The organism is Leeuwenhoekiella polynyae (genome assembly GCF_004104075.1).
GTDB lineage: Bacteria > Bacteroidota > Bacteroidia > Flavobacteriales > Flavobacteriaceae > Leeuwenhoekiella > Leeuwenhoekiella polynyae.
In genome coordinates this window covers 41,141-60,706 of record NZ_QOVK01000005.1, presented here as the reverse complement: position 1 = coordinate 60,706, position 19,566 = coordinate 41,141, and the positions used below count along the sequence as shown (strand labels likewise).

The 19,566-nt window shown below is 37.4% G+C and carries 11 protein-coding genes; 1 reads left to right on the top strand and 10 read right to left on the bottom strand.

The window, feature by feature from the left end; genetic code table 11:
* Positions 1-51: 51 nt before the first annotated feature.
* The 7 genes from DSM02_RS08000 to DSM02_RS07970 are packed head-to-tail and all read right to left on the bottom strand — an operon-like array spanning position 52 to position 11,744.
* Positions 52-1,497, bottom strand: a complete 1,446-nt coding sequence (locus DSM02_RS08000) for a glycoside hydrolase family 30 protein (RefSeq protein ID WP_128765132.1) — start codon at positions 1,495-1,497, stop codon at positions 52-54.
* Between the two features lie 14 nt (positions 1,498-1,511).
* Entirely contained in the window at positions 1,512-2,915 is a 1,404-nt protein-coding gene (locus DSM02_RS07995) for a glycoside hydrolase family 30 protein (RefSeq protein WP_128765131.1), read from the bottom strand.
* A 17-nt stretch (positions 2,916-2,932) separates the two neighbouring features.
* Positions 2,933-4,663, bottom strand: coding sequence for a cellulase family glycosylhydrolase (locus DSM02_RS07990; protein WP_128765130.1), 1,731 nt, complete (start codon positions 4,661-4,663; stop codon positions 2,933-2,935).
* A 9-nt stretch (positions 4,664-4,672) separates the two neighbouring features.
* Positions 4,673-6,157: a glycoside hydrolase family 30 protein gene (locus tag DSM02_RS07985; RefSeq protein ID WP_240674007.1), complete on the bottom strand. Its 1,485-nt coding sequence runs from the start codon at positions 6,155-6,157 to the stop codon at positions 4,673-4,675.
* Between the two features lie 60 nt (positions 6,158-6,217).
* Complete coding sequence (locus DSM02_RS07980) at positions 6,218-7,084, bottom strand: hypothetical protein (RefSeq protein WP_128765129.1); 867 nt, start codon at positions 7,082-7,084, stop codon at positions 6,218-6,220.
* A gap of 16 nt (positions 7,085-7,100) precedes the next feature.
* Positions 7,101-8,615, bottom strand: coding sequence for a RagB/SusD family nutrient uptake outer membrane protein (locus DSM02_RS07975; RefSeq protein WP_128765128.1), 1,515 nt, complete (start codon positions 8,613-8,615; stop codon positions 7,101-7,103).
* Positions 8,616-8,627: 12 nt separating this feature from the next.
* The gene (locus DSM02_RS07970) at positions 8,628-11,744 is read right to left on the bottom strand and encodes a SusC/RagA family TonB-linked outer membrane protein (RefSeq protein ID WP_128765127.1); all 3,117 of its coding nucleotides are present in this window, start codon (positions 11,742-11,744) and stop codon (positions 8,628-8,630) included.
* Positions 11,745-12,079: 335 nt separating this feature from the next.
* Here DSM02_RS07970 and DSM02_RS07965 point away from each other — a divergent pair, with 335 nt between their 5' ends.
* Entirely contained in the window at positions 12,080-14,941 is a 2,862-nt protein-coding gene (locus DSM02_RS07965) for a helix-turn-helix and ligand-binding sensor domain-containing protein (protein ID WP_164918262.1), read from the top strand.
* A 77-nt stretch (positions 14,942-15,018) separates the two neighbouring features.
* Here DSM02_RS07965 and DSM02_RS07960 read toward each other — a convergent pair whose 3' ends face one another.
* The 3 genes from DSM02_RS07960 to DSM02_RS07950 all read right to left on the bottom strand — a co-directional run bounded on the left by DSM02_RS07960 (position 15,019) and on the right by DSM02_RS07950 (position 19,554).
* Positions 15,019-16,383 (bottom strand): Gfo/Idh/MocA family oxidoreductase, encoded by a 1,365-nt coding sequence (locus DSM02_RS07960; protein WP_128765125.1) that lies wholly within the window; start codon positions 16,381-16,383, stop codon positions 15,019-15,021.
* Between the two features lie 193 nt (positions 16,384-16,576).
* A complete protein-coding gene (locus tag DSM02_RS07955; RefSeq protein ID WP_240674006.1) occupies positions 16,577-17,884 on the bottom strand; it encodes a DUF3472 domain-containing protein in 1,308 nt (435 codons plus the stop codon).
* Between the two features lie 20 nt (positions 17,885-17,904).
* A complete protein-coding gene (locus DSM02_RS07950) occupies positions 17,905-19,554 on the bottom strand; it encodes a RagB/SusD family nutrient uptake outer membrane protein (protein WP_128765124.1) in 1,650 nt (549 codons plus the stop codon).
* Positions 19,555-19,566: the final 12 nt, after the last annotated feature.

The window sequence follows — 19,566 nt, the reverse complement described above, 5'->3', positions numbered from 1 at the left end:
ATAGATTCAAATCTACGAGGTTTCTACAAAAAACACGTCTTTGGAAAACGCTTAATAAACCAAGGTCTGGATACTATGGGCTGATATTTCTACAGTAGTTTCAGCCCCATTAATATATACTGAATAGGAAATATTTTCATTGGTTTTATTCATGACTACTGTAACCAGTGAATCATCATTATTTTTAAAAGTTGTACTCAATAAAACACTCCTGCTTACCGCAGAACTTAAACGTTTGGCCTCTGGCTTTATGAATTTTGAAAAATGTCCTATGTAGTAATAAGAAGGCGTGTAAATCAATTCACCAGTTGTCGTGTCGGCGTGAATAGGCGCAAAACAAAAATTGCCTACATGGTTAGGACCTCCATTTTGATCCAGAAGGATATTCCAATCTGTCCAGGCTACCGTACCATTATTAAAATCATGTATCATTTGCTCACCGTAGCGCTCACCATTAGGCCAATATTGATATCGGGAAGCATCAAATTTTTCGATACATCCTTCGGTAAACATTAATTTTTTATCAGGAAAAGCCTCGTTAACACGATTGACATTTTCGTAAAGGGGCTCTGCGCCGGTCCACGTCTCATACCAGTGAAAACCAGTTCCCCAGGTATATTTAGCTGCTTCAGGATCTTCAAAAATGACATTAGAACGGTTAACCATTAGATCCCGGTTATGATCCCAAACCACGATATTTTTAGCTCCTAATCCTTCCCTTTCTAAGGTAGGCCCCAAATAATCTTTCAAAAAATCCCGCTCATCTTCAGCAGTGTAAATACATGACTCCCAGGTCTGTGTAGCCATAGGTTCGTTCTGAATGGTAAGCCCCCATATTGGCATTCCTTCAGCTTCATACGCCTTGATAAATTTGGCATAATAATTTGCCCAGTTCTGACGAAATTCCGGCTTCAACTTTCCACCTTTCAGCATAGAACCGTTTGTTTTCATAAATGCAGGTGGACTCCAGGGACTAACATACAGAGTAATTGCTCCACCGGCAGTTTCCGTAGCTTTCTTGATCATAGGGATGCGATACTCCTTATCATGCGCTATAGAAAATGTTTTTAAGTCTGCATCCCCTTCTTCTACATAGGTATAACTCTCTGGACTGAAGTCTGAACTGTGAATGGTTGTGCGCAACAACGAATAACCTATTCCTTTTTCAACATCATAGTAAGCATTGAGCAACTCTTGTTTCTTAGCTGCACTCAATCCATCAAAAATTACAGCACTTGCATCTGTAATAGCTCCGCCAATTCCTAACAGGCTTTGATGCTTTTTATTAGGATTAATAAAAATCGAGATTTCTGTTTCTAAAGGTTGTACGGCTGGTTTAAAGCTTAGGGTTTCGGTTTCAGCAAGTCTTAAACCTGAATCTTTTGAAGTAGTATAAACTTGAATCTTTTTATTCAGAAAATCTACTTTCTGTGCTGAAATCAGGCTTGAGTTTATACAAAGCACAAAACAACTGAAATAGTATATAAAATTTTTCATCTTTAGTTTTTTAGTTAAAATACCAGAGTACCTATGTCCCCGGAATCAAGTTTTACCAAAAGGTTAGCCTCGTTGATCTCTACCTGAATTTCTTTATCTTTTTCTGTAGTGTTCTGAAGAATAACAACTATTTCTCCATCAGGCGTTTTATAGGCTACATTAGGAATCTCGTCAGTCATTGTAGACGCGATACGCACCGAGCCCGGTTTAACAAATTTTGAAGCCTGCCCTATTATATAATACGCTGGCTCACGCTGCACGGTATCACCACTAATGGTTACGGCACCCAGACATCGGTCACAGCCACCACGATCTGTATGCGGATCCTGATTTTTATCAGCTGCCAGGTTCCATTCTAAAACAGTTTTAGACCAATTGCGCGGTGCTCCTATAATCAGGTTTTTTGTATGCCAGGAAAGTTCTTTAGCAAAATCACCCGGTGCTCCTACCCACTGTTCAGTAAAATATAAGTTTTTATCAGGGTGTTCATCGTGCACTTTTTCAAGTGCATTGATATTCCCTCCATATAAGTGAAAAGCCGAACCATCAATATATGGAGCCGCTTCCGGATCGTTTAATATTTCAATAGGATAATCAGGACGGTCTGCATTGTGATCATAAATAATAATCTTAGTCTCAACACCTTCGCTTTTAAATAGGGGCCCTAAATGATTTTTAATGAACTCAGCCTGTTCTGAAGCCTTCATCAAAAGACTTGGATTATTACCCGGATGTAAGGGCTCATTTTGTATCGTTACCGCATCTATAGTGATGCCATAAGCTTGCATTGCTTTTATGTATTTCACAAAATAAGCTGCATAAGCATGGTAGTATTCCGGCAATAAACTTCCACCACGGGTATCTCCGTTATCTTTCATCCAAACCGGAGGTGACCACGGCGAACCCAGAATCTTAATATCTGGATTTATACTCAAAATCTCTTTTAAAACCGGCACCAAATGCACGGTATCCTGAGCTAAAGAAAAATGCTCAAGCGTTTCATCTGTTTCTCCTTTTGGTAAATCATTATAGGAAAATGGAGCAGCATCCAGATCAGAAGCACCAATACTCAATCTTAAATAGCTCACTCCTAATTCTGAAGTAGCAAAAAGTTCGTTAAGCAACTCTGCTCGTGCCGTATCACTCATTTTGTGAATATGCATTGCACTACCGCCGGTAAGGGTATAACCAAAGCCGTCCATCGTTTGGTAGGTGATTGAATCTGTCACACTAATGACCTCATCAATTAGCGCGCTGTCTATAGTTTTTGAAAGGATTTTTCGTTCTTCAATCAGGGATTTCTCATCAAGAGAAGTTATGTAAATCAAAGCCTCATCAGATTTTTTTTCTGAAACAGAGCAACTCTGGATCAAGCTGAAAAGACAGATAAGCAGGTAGGGGTAATGATTCAATTTCATTTAAGGAAGTACTTAATTTATTTGCTGATTTTAAGGCTTTCTAGATTGAAGCCTCCTTGTTCAATTTGAAGTTTTATCGTGTTTATTCCACTATTCAGTTTTACCTGTTGCGGTGGAGTCCAATTCCATCCTTGTGAATTCTCCAAGATTTTAAAACTGCTTGTTTCAAGCTGATTGACGTTAACAGAAATCAAGCCCGAATCACTTTCTGAACTGACTTTTAAAGAAAGCTTATAATCACCTGCTTCTTTGACGTTTATCGTATACTTAAGCCACTCCTCAGCTTGCAAATCGCCTACATAAATAAGCCCATCGTTATCTCTGAAAATATCCACTCCATCGTTGCGATATGTTCTTCCCAAATTCCAGCTCTGACGCTCCTTGCCTGTCGAAATATGGTAATTTGCAGATACAGTGTCATGGTAAGCAATACCGTCTGTGCCCAAATCGTAATCAGCGGCTTGAATCATCAGTTCATTCTCGAGACGATTAATTTTAAAAGGGATAGCTTGCTGGCTCTGGGGCTGTCTAATCATAGCATCAATTACATCATAATGCACGATACAGTTTTCTATTTTAGTATTTTCTGCTAATTGCATCAAAGCCTGAAAAGCTTCTGCCTGACCTGGTTTGTCTCCACTCCCGCTCCAATAATCTAAAAGAAGCTGATAACCGGGATTTACCTGAATTTCTAATGGATTATTGAATCCTAACTTTTTAAGAGGCCACCAGCACCAACCAATGTTATTTTTTTCCATGAGAGCAATGGCATCTTTAAACCACACATTTGAATTTTCACCTGATTCTCCCAACCAAATAGGTATGTTGTATTGTTTACGGTAATCTAAAAACTGCTGAATGGATTCAAGATTGTTGTAATTCCAATATTTATGAAAACTCAGTACCATATTATCATCCCAAGGTGGTAACATACCCTTGTAATTATTACCCCAGCCGTTACCTTCAATAATTATAATATGATTTTCATCGACCTCCCGCACTGCCTTTGTTAGCTTTACAAGAAGTTGACGCAATGCTTTATTGTCAACATCTTCAATACCATTTTTATTTTTTCCTTCTTCAAAAGTCCAGTTTGGTTCATTGATCAAATCATAGGCAGCTACCCAGGTTTCATCTTTATAACGCTGGGCTATTTTTTGCCACAAGGCAGTGAGTTTATTCTGATTTTCTTGACTTTCCCATAAAGCCGGTTGTGAAGGATCTCTATCTGAAATATTCAAATCATGACCTTGCCCCCCTGGAGCAGCGTGCATATCTAAGATTAAATACATTTTATTTGCCTTACACCATGAAAGCAAGGAATCTGTAAGACGGAAACCTTCTTCAAGCCAAGTATTTTCGCCTTTAACAGGTTCCTCGTTTACCGGAAGGGTAAACAGATTATAATGCAAGGGTAAACGTATAGAATTGAATCCCCATTTTTTAAGAGAATCAACATCACGCTTTTGCATATGCTTTTTACGCCAGGCATTGTAAAAAGTTGTGGTCTTCTCTTTACCTACCAATTGCTCCACATGTTCTTTAAAAATATACTGCTGTCCTGAAAATGGAACCTTAAGCATATAGCCTTCCTGAAGCATAAAACCGCCTAGACCAATGCCACGAAGCAATATATTATTCCCCTGCTCATCAACGATTTTGGCATTTTCAGCTTTTAAAAAGCCCTGACTATGACCACTTATACCGCATAATAAAATTACAAACAGGGCAAACTTTAATTTTCTCATAGTTTTATTTTACTCCCAGATGAATGTTCCTACCGCTCCTGCATCTAATGAAGTGACTACCCATTTACCCTTATATTTTATATTAAATGGAAGGTTTGTAGACCCATCATTTTCAACAATAAGTACTTTTTTACCTTCGGGAGTTAGAAAAGCGACATTGTGTAAATCACCTTTTATAGCACTATCAATACGTACGGATCCTGCAGGTACAAACTTTGATGCCTGTGCTACAATATAATACCCTACATTTCTGGTAACGCTAGATCCATTGAGGGTTAATGCTCCTTTACAAACTGTGCACCCACCATCTGTATGTGGACCAAATCCAGAGTCGTTGGCTAAATTCCACTCCAGAGCATTTTTACTCCAGTTACGCATAGAGCCTATGATTACATTTTTTAAATGCCACTTAAGCGTTCCGCCAAAATCATCCTGAGAGGAATTGTATTGCTCTGTGAAATACACATTTTTATCAGGAAAAGCATTGTGCACAGTACTCAAAGCTGCGATATCCCCAGCATAGAGGTGAAAAGCAGATCCATCTACAAATGTATTTGCACTAGCATCATTTAAGATTGAAATGGGATACTGGGGATTATCGCAATTGTGATCATATACCACTATTTTTGTATGTATTGAAGCCGCAGACAACGATGGCCCTAAATTGTTTTTTATAAAATTTGCTTGCTCAACTGCAGACATTTCCATACTCGGATTATTACCACCATGCAAAGGTTCATTTTGAGGGGTAAGCGCATCTATAGTTATTCCTTCTGCTTGCATAGCATTTAAGTATTTTACCCAGTAATTTGCATATACCTCATAATATTCCGGCTTTAAACTCCCACCTAAAAAGCTGTTCTTATCTTTCATCCAAACCGGTGCAGTCCATGGGGAAGCCATAATTTTAATTTCCGGATTAATGGCTACTATTTCCTTTAGTAAGTCAATAACACCTCGATCTTTTTCTATACTGAATTCTGAAAGATCTTCATCGGTCTCACCCGCAGGCATATCATTATAAGTAAAGGGAGCTTCATTAAGGTCTGAAGCACCTACACTTATTCTCAAGTAACTAATTCCAATATCATTGGTACTTGTACCGAAAAGTTCCTGAAGTAAATCTTGCTTTTTAGCAGCTGGTAATGCATTAATCACTTGAGCACTACCACCGGTTAATGAAAACCCAAAACCATCAACCGTCTGAAAGGTCATTGACTCATCTACCTCTATGTTTGTGTAACCATTAGGGCTAGAACTAAAACTTAAATTACCAGACTGTTTAGCCAATGCTGCGCTACGATCGCCTTTGGTCAACCAAAAATCCATGTCATTTGCAGATCCTGAAGGTTCTGTAGGTGTGGTGGGGCTCTCCGGATTTTCAGGAATTTCTGTCACCTCATCATCGGTTGAAGAAGAGGAACAACTATACAGAAATGCAGGAATTAGCATTACATAAATAAGTGCGCGAAAAAGTCTTTTAGGTATTTTCATTTTCAATAATTTTTTAATAAAATGCAGTATTGGATAATTACCCAATACTGCGTAGTTTGACTAATTCGCACTTCCTCTAAACTCAACATTGCTTACCGAGATACCGGTAGAGCCTAAATTTTTTCCACCGCTTTTTATAACTACATATACAGTACCAGACTGCTCAAAACTCATTGAGTTTCCAGATCCTGCACAGCTAATTTTAGAAAGTTTTCCATCAAAAGCATTATTTCCGCAACCAGCCCAGGTATTTAAAGCTATTCTAGTACCATCTGCCGAGTAATCCTGATTTTGAACCGGAGGTGTTGGTGAAACATATACTTCAAACCAAGTTTCTGTAGCACCGCTTCCGAAAACTTTCATGTCAATTGTATAGGTTTTATTTGCCTCTACCACTACAGACTGAAACAAACCTTGCTGATTGTTATCTCCACCTACAATAGTTGCACTACCTTCATTAAAGGTCCAATACGTGCCTGAATCACTAATTTGTAAGATGCTCCATTCATCATGATCTGCCTGATTTTCAAAAGTTCCACCTTTAATTAGATTTCCTGCAACAGGATCAGAAGTTGCAACCGTAACATCTTGAGAAGATTCGTTTATAATTCCGCCACGGCCATAAGCCTGATGTGTTATGGTATATTCACCTGCATCTGGTAGAAAAATCTCTTCTGTAAATGAACCTGCATAAAAACCATCTCCGGTATTCCAAAGAGATTTTAAAACATTATCCCGGTTTGCATCTAATACAAAACGGTTAGGCTCGCCACTTACAGCTTCTACAGTAAAAGAAGCATCTACATTAGGATCGCTAAGGCCATTACCATTTGTAACTTCATCTGGCTGGCAAGCTGTTAAGCCCAATAAGGCAACAAAAAGACTTGCGAAGCCAATGGATTTTGATTTTATAATTTGTGATGTCATATCTAAAACACTTGGATTAATAATTAGGATTCTGAACGATTAGTGTATTTTCTAATTCGTTAAGTGGAATAGGTAATATTTCATTTTTACTTGCTGTAAACCCACGGTCTGCCAGAACAGATGCTGCTCTATCTGTACGAACCAGGTCAAACCAGCGATGTCCTTCTCCTGCAAGTTCACGGCGGCGTTCTAACATTATATTATCCATACTAACAGGTACCGGTGCAAGACCTACACGGGCACGTACAGCATCAAGTAATGCCTGTGCTCTAGCACCTGAAGCACCCAGAGCTTCGGCTTCCATCAGATAGGTATCTGCAAGCCTTATGATATATACGTTTTGTCTGTAGTTTAATTCAACATTTCCACCACCTGTTGATTTTTCAGAATTAAGAGGCATAAATTTTTTGAGAAAATAACCAGTGTCTTTATTACCCGGCGTATAAGTAGCTTCTCCTGCAGCTTCTAATGCTTTTAGATCTGCAATTGTAGCGTCAAACCTGGGGTCACCATTTAAAACATCATATAAACCTTGAGTTACGGTATTAAAACTCCATCCCCCTGCGTAATCAGGCGCAGAAGAACCAGCAGTTCTAGAGTAACCACGCGGACCTACCATTTGATTTACAGTATTTCCTTCATTTTGACCACCACCCCAAATGTCATAATTAACGTTGGCAAGACTGGTTGCAGCAACTTCAAGAATTGATTCTGAATTAAACTCGTTGTCTAGACTGAATAGATCTGCAAAATTATCTACCAATTTATAGCCATATTTACTCGTTCCGCCGGGAGTACCATTTACCTCTGCAAATTGTTGAGCGGCCATCTGGTTTTTGTCTTCATACAAGTAAACTTTTCCTAATAAAGCCTGCACACTCCCTTGTGTTAGACGCCCGGCTTCATTCTCTAAATCTGTGATACGTGACGGTAGGTCAGGTAAAGCTTCAGTTAAATCTGTTTCAATTTGTGCATATACCGCTTCCGGATCTGCCTGTTCAATATTGTAAATCTCACTGGTCAAAATAGGTTCCGTAAACAAAGGCACATTTCTGAACAATCTAACCAATTCAAAATAGTAGTATGCTCTTAGTGCCTTTGCCTCTGCTGTAAACCGAGTACGCAAGGCTTCATCCATAGGTACATCTGGTAATTTTTGCAGTAAAATATTTGTTCTGAAAACACCTTGAAAATAATCGTTCCAGAAACTCCCTGGAATTGTGGAAGCATCTATACTGTAATTAGAAAATGACTGAATGCCAATACCATCTGAGGGTCCACCGCCACCGGCAAAAAAATCGTCAGATCCTGCATTCATCATAGTGATCATATTTTCAAAACTTTTTGACTGCTTACCCATAATGTCATAGGTTGCTACAAGCCCTGAGTATGCCTCACTCTCATTTGAATAATAGTTGTCAACTAATGGCTGCCCTAATGGATCAAGCTCTATATATTCTTTAGAACATGAAAGCAAAGAAGCTGTCATTAAAAGTCCGACAGCCGGATATAAAATTGTTTTTAGTTTCATAACTCTAGTTTTTTAAAATTGAATGTTAAGACCTACAAGTCCTGTTCTCGCCTGTGGATAAAACCCTCTGTCTATACCAAAAATGCCGCCCCCTATTTCAGGATCAAAACCGGTATACTTTGTGAATGTAAATAGGTTTTCTCCCGTTAGGTAAACTCTTAAGCGGGTTAACCCTATATCTTCTATGACCTCCCGTTTAAGTGAATACCCTAACTGAACCGTTTTGATTCTCAAATAATCTCCTTTTTCTAGGTAAAAGTCAGATGGGTTCGTAAAGTTGTTATTGCTATCTACGTTACTCAGGCGCGGGAATGTATTAGAAGTTCCTTCACCCGTCCAGCGGTTGAGAGCTTCTGTCTGATAGTTAGCATTGCTAATATCAAGACGTCTTAAACCCTGAAAGATCTTATTACCTGCAGCTCCTTGAGAAAATACCAGTAAATCAAAGTTTTTATAGTCAAGGTTTAAGGTCAGACCAAAGGTATATTTAGGAATTGAACTACCTAAAAACTTTCGGTCATCTGATGTTATAGAACCGTTGTCATCAACATCTTCATATCTAAAATCTCCAGGAACAGCATTAGGCTGAATAACGACTCCTTCAGAGTTTACATAAGAATCTATTTCCTGCTGATTTTGAAAAATTCCGCGCGTTTGAAAGCCAAAAAATGAATTGTAAGGCTGACCTAAAGCCGTTCTTGTTATAGGATAGGTGCTAGACTGAAACCCGGCTCCACCAGATAAAAAGTCAATACCGTTACCTAAATAAACTACTTCGTTTTGTAGATAAGAAAGGTTTCCATTAAGAGAAACATTGAGTTCCCCAAAAGTTTTAGAATATCCTAATTCTATATCAAAACCTTTATTTACCATATCTGCAACATTTGCAGAAGGACTGCCGGTTGCACCTACATATCCCGGTAGACGTACATCTTGTAAAATACCTACTGTTTTTTTGTTGTAAAAATCAACAGTCATCGTAAGGTTGTTGAAGAAACGCGCATCAAAACCTATGTTGCTTTGTCTGGTTTCTTCCCACTTAAGATCTGGGTTTGCCGGTGCATTAGGACTGTTACCTATCACCACTGCAGAAACGTTACCAAAGGTGTAATTTCGACCTGCACCTATTGTAGAAAGATATCTAAAGTCGCCTATAGCATCGCTACCAACAACACCATAACCTCCACGTAGTTTAAACTGATTTACAACATCATTTTCTTTCCAGAAATCTTCTTTTAAAGGATTCCATCCTAAAGAGAAAGATGGGAAAAAACCATACTTATTATTTGATCCAAAACGCGAAGAACCATCTCGGCGAACGATACCGGTTACCAAGTACTTCTCTTTATAATTATAAGTAAGGCGTGAAAAAAGAGACGTTACTCTATGCTCTGTACCTATATAAGCACTTGCTATAATCTGATCATCAGGAACCTGAATAAAAGCAGCATCTTCTCTGCTATTTACAGGTATATCATTATAAGTTACCGTTTCTCCTTTGGTATCATTTTCTGAATAAGAACCTTGGCCTAATAAAATGGTAAAGTCGTGATCACCTAACTGTTTAGTATAGGATAACGTGTTTTCAATATTCCAACCAAAACCTCTGTTTGTTGATCTCGAAATATTGTTTTGTGATACTACAGAAGAGGTATTTAAAAATGATACCGGCGTAAAACTCTCAGAACCATAGTAGGCTAATTTTCCTCCTAATGTACTTCTCAGGTTTAAGCCCTCTAGCAATTCTAGATTTACATAAACATTACCTACAAAATTATCTGCCCAGTTGTAGTTACCCAATCTCGTCTGAATATAAGCCAGCGGGTTTGCCATTTCTTGAATCACAAGATTTGAAATTCCGTAGGGGTTTCCGTTAGGGTCTCTTACAACACCCGGATTTGTATATAAGCCAGAATTTGCAACCGCAGGATCTGTAATTATCAAAGGTGTTGTAGGGTCAAGGTTTATAGAAGAACTCAAAGGACCACCAAATTCACTATTTGTATTACCTATACCGGTACTTTTTTCATTAGAATACCCAATGGTTTCTCCAACAGTAATTATATCATTGATATGATGCGTAGAGTTTAAACGAATATTCTGTCGTTTATACTTAGAAATTTCTTTAGCAACTATCCCTTCCTGATCAAGATATCCAAAAGAAAGATAGAATGTAGACACTTCATTTCCACCACTTAAACTAAACTCGTGATTTTCCTTTTTAGCACTGTTATTAAAGATAACATCTTGCCAGTCTGTACCTTCACCCAGGCTTTGTGCATTAGGAAAAGGAAGTGAAAAATCCTGAGGCGATCCGTTGTAATCATTAGCGTACTTTTCATTAAATAAAGTCGCATACTCTGTAGCATTAAGCAGGTCGAGTTTGCGAGCAGGACCAGACAAGCCCGTATACCCGTTATAACTAACGGTTAGTTTGCCCATCTTACCCTTTTTAGTCGTAACTAAAATTACACCTGCAGCAGCTCGCGCACCATAAATTGCCTGCGAAGCCGCATCTTTAAGCACCTCAATAGATTCGATATCAGATTGATTTAGATATCCTATTCCTCCGGCATCTACAATCACACCGTCTACTACCCATAGCGGCTCATTATTACCAAAACTGGTTATACCACGCACCCGTATAGTTGATGATGAACCCGGTTGACCTGAGTTTGCCGCGATTGTAATTCCTGATGTTCTACCTTGTAACGATTGCTCAATACGGGTGACGGGTAAGCTCTCTAATTCACTAGCCTTGATGCTAGAAATAGCTCCGGTAACAACACTTTTCTTTTGTGTACCATATCCCACAACAACCACCTCATCAAGAGCAGCAGAATCTTCTTCTAAGGTAATTTGAATACTAGTTTGTTGTCCTACAGGTATTTCTACAGATTTAAATCCTATATAGGATACCATCAAGATGTCTTGAGCTGTAGCTTCAACAGTAAAATTCCCGTCAAAATCTGTTTGTGTTCCCTCGTTTGTTCCTTTTACTAGAATAGTTGCCCCGGGTAACGGCATTGCATTAGCATCTAGTACAGTACCGGTAATTGTATTTACTTGCGCACTCAGAGAGCAAACTGCAAATAAAAACAGTACCAAAAAGTAGTTTTTAATTCTCATTCGATTAAAAGATTTGTTTGTTAAACAACTAAGACAAGAATTTTTCATTATCATATTCTTAATAATATGGATCACGAAAACGTTTTCTTGTCAAAATTATGTAGCTCAAAACTATGATCTAATAATACTGTACTAAGAAAAAACACTACACTTGCATTACGTCACAATGTTAACGAAATACGTCACGCATACTTCAAAATCAAAATGAACACTGAAAATCAATAATTTACTATATTAAAAAAACATTAAATTTGTTAACAAAACTAATAATGATCATCATGCAGAACTATTTGGTCTCAAAAAATTCAATTTATCTAAAGATTATCTGTATCATTTTGATAATCCCTTTTAGAGGTTTTGCGCAGAAAAACGATTCGTTTGAAAAGATAATTCCAAAAATCACCCACTATACCCGTACTGATTTTGAGGCAGACGGACAGTTCTGGACTATGACGGAAGATGAAGATGGTATTTTATATTTTGGAAATAACGATGGTATTTTAATTTATGATGGTGAACGTTGGCAAAAGGTTGCTTTACCCAATCACTCTACTGTACGAAGCCTTATTAAAGATAAAAACAATGTGATTCACGCAGGTGGATATAACGAAATAGGTATTGTAAAGAAAAAATCAAATGGAACTTACTATTACCTTTCTCAAAATGACGATTTAGAAATAGAATCTGAGAATCTTGAGAATTTTTGGCAGGTGCATGAATTTAAAAACACGATTATTTATAGATCATTTAGTGAGCTCACTGTCCTTTCTAATAAGAATACCTCGCATATAAAAGCAAATGGAAACTTTTTGCATTCTGGTATAGTGAATAATCACTATTATGTGCAGGATCAAAATACAGGAATCTTTGAATTTGACCCTGGAAGTTTCAGCCTTCAAAAGCAATTTGATACTTCTATCATCAATAGCAGTATTGTTGCTTTTCTACCTTCTAAAACAATAGATGAGGTATTGATTGTTACTAAATCTGGCGAACTCTTTTTAGCAAACCGATCTACCCACCAACTTCAATTTTTAAAAAGTCTTTTCAACAGAGATGAACAGGAACAGATTATAACAGCAACCTATTTTAAAGGAGATTATCTTTTAGGCACCTTATCTAGTAAAATTTTAAAGCTAAATAGAGCCTTTGAGATAGAACCTAATCATGCCACCTTTGATAAACTGAGTAATTCTACAGTTTTAGCTATTTATCCTCAAGAAAAAAACAATCGTCTTTGGGTGCTAATGAATAATGGAATAGACCTGGTAGAATTTGATTCACCGGTATCGCAACTCTTTGACAACTCTTCTATTGCAGATATGCATATTTATAAGAACATCTTATATCTGGCTACAAATACGGGTGTTTATTACACACCTTTTAAAACGGAAAATTTTACTATTAAAGATTTAAGGTTCAAAAAAATTCCAGATCTAGAAGGGCAAGCGTGGTCTATTACAGAGGAAAATGGGGATGTGCTTGTAGGTCACGACAAAGGTCTTTTTAGATTGAATAATTTTCAACCGGAGCGCATAGGAAGCACTAATGGGATTTGGAAAATAATTCCGTTAAAAGGCTATACAGATCAATATTTAGCTGCAGGATATTCTGGCTTGTATCCTTTAAAATATAATGGCAAGTGGCAACTTGATGAAAAGATTAAAGGTTTTGATGAATCGAGTCGCGACATTTTACAAATAGGTTCTACAAACAATTTGTGGATCTGTCACGGCTACAAAGGTGTGTATAAACTCAAGCTAGATGATCGTTTAGACCGTGTATATGCCTTAGAACATTATACAGATCAAAACGGGCTTCAATCATCATTCAATGTAAATGTAGCTTTGTATAATGATGTTATTGTATTTACTACAAATACGGGTATTTATACTTTTAACGAAGAGACTTCAAAATTCACACTTTACAAACCTTTAAACGAACTGCTAAACCCTAAATTGAATACACGTAAACTGCTACAACAAGACTCACGAGTGTGGTTTGTACAGGATGATGAGGTGGGATACTTTGATACTGATAATCAAAATAAAGAACTTCAAAAAAATCTTTTTCTAAACCTAAAAGGAAATTTAAACCGAGGTATGGAAAGCATTCTGCCTCTTACAGATCAACAGGTTTTGATAGGAGCGACCAATGGTGTGTTTTTATACGACCTTGAAGAAAAAGCTGCTGAAGCTGCAAAAACTAAAATTACACGGGTTTACCTGCAGGGTAAAAATCAAACGACAACTTCTTTAAATTTAGAAAATAATGAGCAATTGTCTAATGCTGTAGATGTCTTGAGATTTGAATTTGCTGCGCCGGGTCTCCCCCCCTCTTCTCAAAAAGAATTTCAGTATAAATTAGAAGGCATAGATACAGACTGGTCTGCGTGGTCTACAAACCCTTTTAAAGAGTATACACATCCCAATGGAGGTGATTATACTTTTAAAGTGCGTGCGCGTAATTATATGGGGCAAGCAGCAGAAGAGACTTCGTTAAGTTTTACCATACCACACCCATGGTATCAAACCAACCTCGCTTATTTAGTATATATCTTGATTTTGTTTGTGATTACATTTATAATCATAAAACTGGTCAATAAAAAAATCGAAAAAGAACGTCAAAAAGAAAAATTAGCCGCCCATAAATCAAAAAAATTACTCGAATTAGAGATTGAACAGCTTAAACTCGAAAAGGACAAAGCTCGAATTAAAAAAGATAAAGAACAGCTGGAAGAGGATAATCTCATTAAGAGTAAAGAACTTGCAAATTATACGATGCTTCTCGTTAAAAAGAAAGAGATTTTTACCGACACATTTAATGCATTAAAAGACTTTAGAAACTCATTAAAAACACAAGCTGCACGTAAAAGACTGCAAGAGGTTCTCTTCAATCTTAATCAACATAGAATGGGTGAAGAATACTTAAATGTATTTGATGTTCACTTCGAGAAAGTACATCAAAACTTCTTCAATCAACTTAAAGAAATTGACCCTAGTATTACAAAAAGAGAATTGCGCTTGTGTGCGTTTGTTAAAATGAACCTTACTAACAAAGAAATTGCGCCGCTACTGAATATTTCTACTCGAGGAGTTGAAACTGCCCGATATAGAATACGCAAAAAACTCAATATCAATGATGAAAGTTTCAACGCGTATTTAGAGAACCTCGCAGAAACACCAAGTATTAATTAAAAAAACCCGATACCTTTAAAGCATCAGGTTTTTATAGTATTCAAAGGAGTTTCAGACAAATTACAGAGTTCTTAAAATTATTTGCCGTATTCTGCTTTCATCCAATCATAAGGCTTTCTACCAACCCACTGTCCTCTAGTAAAATCTGGGAATTCTTGGGGTTCGCCATTGTTTTCAATGGAAGCTTCTGATAGCGGGGTGATGGCACTCCATGCTGCAGCATCGTAAGCATCTATAGGAGGGGCTATGTTTGATATAGCAGATTCAACGAATGATTTCATTACAAAATAATCCATACCGCCGTGACCGGCTCCTGTAGCTTCTTCTCCATACTTCTGCCATACCGGGTTATCGTATTTTTTAAGCCATTCTTCTGAATCATCCCAACGGTGTGGTTCTGACTGACCTTCAATATACATACGATCTCCGTCTTTTTCCCAGAGTCCGTTTGCTCCCTGTACTCTAAAACCAAGCGAGTAAGGCCTTGGCAAATTGGTATCGTGTGTAACTATAATAGTCTCCCCATTTGCACATTCTATCATTGAAGTGATTACATCTCCCTGCTTGAATTTTACTTTTGCATTGGGATGATCTGCACCACCATGGTCTACTACATATTTATGTAGGCCTACAGCTTTAGTAGCATTTGCAGTCATACTGGTAAAGCGATTTCCTCGATTAATATCGGCCATTGCTGCAATGGGACCTACTCCATGTGTGGGATAGGTATCACCATTGCGTAAAACAGAGTGCTTCGTTCTCCAACGCGCTTCGGAAAGACCTTTTTCACCAAATTCAACACCCCCTCCATAAGGTTGTTTGCCATCATTAAATTTTACTTCACGTAAATCGTGTTGATACCCACAGCGGTAATGTAACATTTCGCCAAAAACGTTTTGTCTAACCATATTGAGTACTGCCATTACATCTCTTCTGAAGTTTACGTTCTCCAAGAACATCATATGCGTACCGGTTGCCTCGTGGGTGTTTACCAAGTCCCAGCATTCTTCAATAGTTTGTGAGGCAGAAACCTCAAGACCTGCATAAACCCCTGATTTCATTGCCGCTACAGCCATTTTAGTATGCCACAACCAAGGTGTCGCAATCACAACAGCATCAACTTCTGGCGAATCCAGAAGATTTAAATAATCATCTTCATCCTTACCAAAAACCTGAGGTTTCTTTCTACCAGCTTTATCTATAAGTTCAAGTGCTATTTCGATACGCTTAGGATCAATATCACAAATTGCAGTGATCTCTGTATCCTTACGGTGAATTGCGTTATTAAGGTGATTAGTTCCTCTAAGTCCTACTCCTATAAAAGCTATTTTTAAGCGGTCTGTTGCGGGTTTACGATTAAATGGAAACACCAGATTAGGAGCAAGTGTAATCCCTGCGCCTACTACTGCCGATCCTTTTATAAAATTTCTTCTTGAGTTCATTATAGTTATTTTAAATTTTATATTCTATTATCTTACATTTCAGTTTAAGTTTAGATCAAGTTGCTCTTCATAAAACCAAGCAGACTTCAATTTAAAAGCTTATCAGATATAGTCATTACTGATATGATTCTATTAAGCTTTTAGTGAAGTTTACTGGAAGGACTAACTCAAATAAATGTATTATTACTTCAAACTAATCAAGGTCATCAAAATCAATTTGCGGACTAGTATTTAAAGACGTTCTGTTAAAAAATATGTCAGGTTCTGTATTGTCTGAAAAGAACCCACAATTTCTTAAATAGAAAGAATTTTGCTCTACTCCTCCTGAATAATCCAATCTACGGCCAGCTCTTGCTGTTGAATCTACCGTAAACTTTGCTTCAGTAATTTCTGTCCAAGACCCTGATGTATCATAAACCCACTGGTTCTTATACAATGCTTTACGCTCTTTATTACCGGTAAGCGGACTAAAATTTTCTAAAAAAGAATAAAATCCTTTTAAATAGCTGGCTGTTTTAGGCCTTCTAAAAGAAGCTATTAGCTGCCATTCTAATTCTGGAGCGTAAAAATAAGCAGTATAATCTGTTGAATTATTCTCAGAAGGTTCTCCTTTAAGTAAAAATTTATATGTTGTTTCTGCACTCCAGTTATACTTAAGGTGACTATGACCTCCAGAACCCTCATTGCCAAATTCACTCGCATATACATTTGCTCCTTTGTCCAGAAGTATAATGCGTTCGTCTTCTGGGATCTCAGAGGGATCATCTGTTGTATAGGGACTCCATACAGAGAATATCACCCGACGTTCTGTTTCAGAATTTACCTGAATACCAAAATATCCATAGTTAAAACCATCTGCCATAAAGTAAGAACCTATTTTATCTTCAGCTTCTGGAACTTCTATCTCACTATAAAAATAGAGTAAATCCTTGTCCTCAGGAATTGTAAAGTTTAAATGATCAGAAGGTCCTCTTCTTCCAAAATAGAAATTCTCAGGTTCTTTAATAAATGTGATTTGAGATTCGGCTATGCTACCTCCTAACAAGACTTCAGTCACATCTGCCACGTACGCACCAGACTTTTGAGTTGCTATCAATTCTAAAGTATGATATCCCGGAGTAACATTTTCAAAATTACCTATTGTAATATCCTGATATTCTAAATTTGACAAACTTATCTCACGCGAATCTCCATCTAAAATGACTTTTAACTCTGTGGTTCCCTCAGGCACTTTACTTTTGATACCAAGTTGCAAATTCCCTGCCTCAGAAGTTGCGAAGTAAATCTGTACCACATCATCTGTTGAAGTCCAATTGTGTATACCGGTGTCAAGTACTAATGCTTCGGTTTTACCGGGATTATTCTTTATCCAAGAATTACCTCCTGCAGGAATACGTGTAGTGAAATCATATACGACATTTTCGCTATTCTCTTTGGAAACTGTATCACAAGCAATTGTTATGATGAAGAATACCAAAAAGCTAAAACACATCTTTACCATCTTGTCTCTATTTGTTATTACTAGTCATTTTGAATCAGGCTGGGCTGAACATTGATCTGTGCTTCAGGGATATATTCTATTACGCGGTTATCTGTCGCAGGTATTTCAAAACGAGGAGAATTTCCGTTAAGGTGAGTGCCGGGATATTTTCTATTCATCGTTCTACCATTACGAAAAACATCAAACTTACGATGCCCTTCATAAGCAAGCTCCATTCTGCGTTCTTGTAGCACTACATCAAGAATATCTATTCCTTCCGGAAAATCTGAAGGATCAATGTATGTTGCAATTGATGCACGAGATCGAATTCTATTTACATCTGCCAGCGCATTTTCTGTTTGGTTTAATTTAGCATAGGCTTCTGCCCTGTTTAAGTAAACTTCTGCTAAGCGGGATACTACAGGAGACCATAATTGTGGCACATCTTCTTGTAATGAGCATTTAAGTATAAAAAACTTTGGATACCCATTACGCTTAACCATATCAAAATCTTTGATAACGTATTTCTTATCACCAGAAGTGTTTAGATAATAATAGCGTGTTTGTGGACCGTTAACTTCTGATTGTAACAAAAAATCTGTACCCTCGTTAGTAAAGTACGTTTCACTTCCGTTTTCAAAGGTTCTTTTAAACACATACTGATAGTTATCATTTATCCAGTATACTGCCGGTATTTTTTCACCAGCATCATCCAATAGATATTGTGGGTCTATAAACTTTAATCGCTGATCTGAAGGGTTTTTTCTCAATAAATCAAGGTAATCGCTTGATGCATACATTTCTCCCCAACCACTACCTAAAATATTTGCATATAATGAACCTACGGTATAATAGCCATGATTATAATCTGATTCTTCTAAGAATTTAAAACAAAAAATAGTCTCGCTATTATCATCTGGATTTAACTTTGTATAATTAGGTAGGTTCTCGGAAGAAACCAAACTAAATCTACCACAATCTATTACTTTATTTGCGTAATTAATAGCTTGCTCATTATCCCCCATATAAAGGTATACCCTAGAGAGTAAGGCTTGAGCAGCCTCTTTAGTTGCATAACTGTTAGATTTATTAACAGTCATTAAAGACTCTGCTTTTATAAGGTCTGAAACAACCTGATCATAAACTTCTCCTACAGTATTGCGGTCTGGAAGGTCGTCAATCAACGAACTTAATTTTAACGGTATTCCCAAATTATCTCTTCCTTGATAATAAGGTCTGCCCAAAACATTTACCATCTCAAAATAAGCATATGCTCTTAAATAGTAGTTTTCCCCTATAAGCTGGTCTGTTTCTTCAGACTCCCCTTCTGTGGTTAGCTCTATCATCTTATTACAGCCTACTATTGCCTGATAACCTGATGTCCAAAAATCATTTACCCGGCCACTGGTTGTTAAATTATTATAATTGTAGGTGAAAAATAAAGCGTCTGTAGTTGTACCACTTAGAGCTACGTTATCGCCAGGATATTCTGCTATACGGTGAAATTGCGATGCGAAACCATTACCATCGGCATCGCCTTTTAAAATTGCATAATTACCCAGTGTAGCAGCCTCAATCCCACCTTCACCAGAAAGCAATTCTTCTGACGCTATTGAGTCATAAGGAAATCGATCTACATCACAACTGTATAGTGATAAAGAAATAATCAAAAGTTTTATAAAGTTTTTCATTTTCTGATTTTT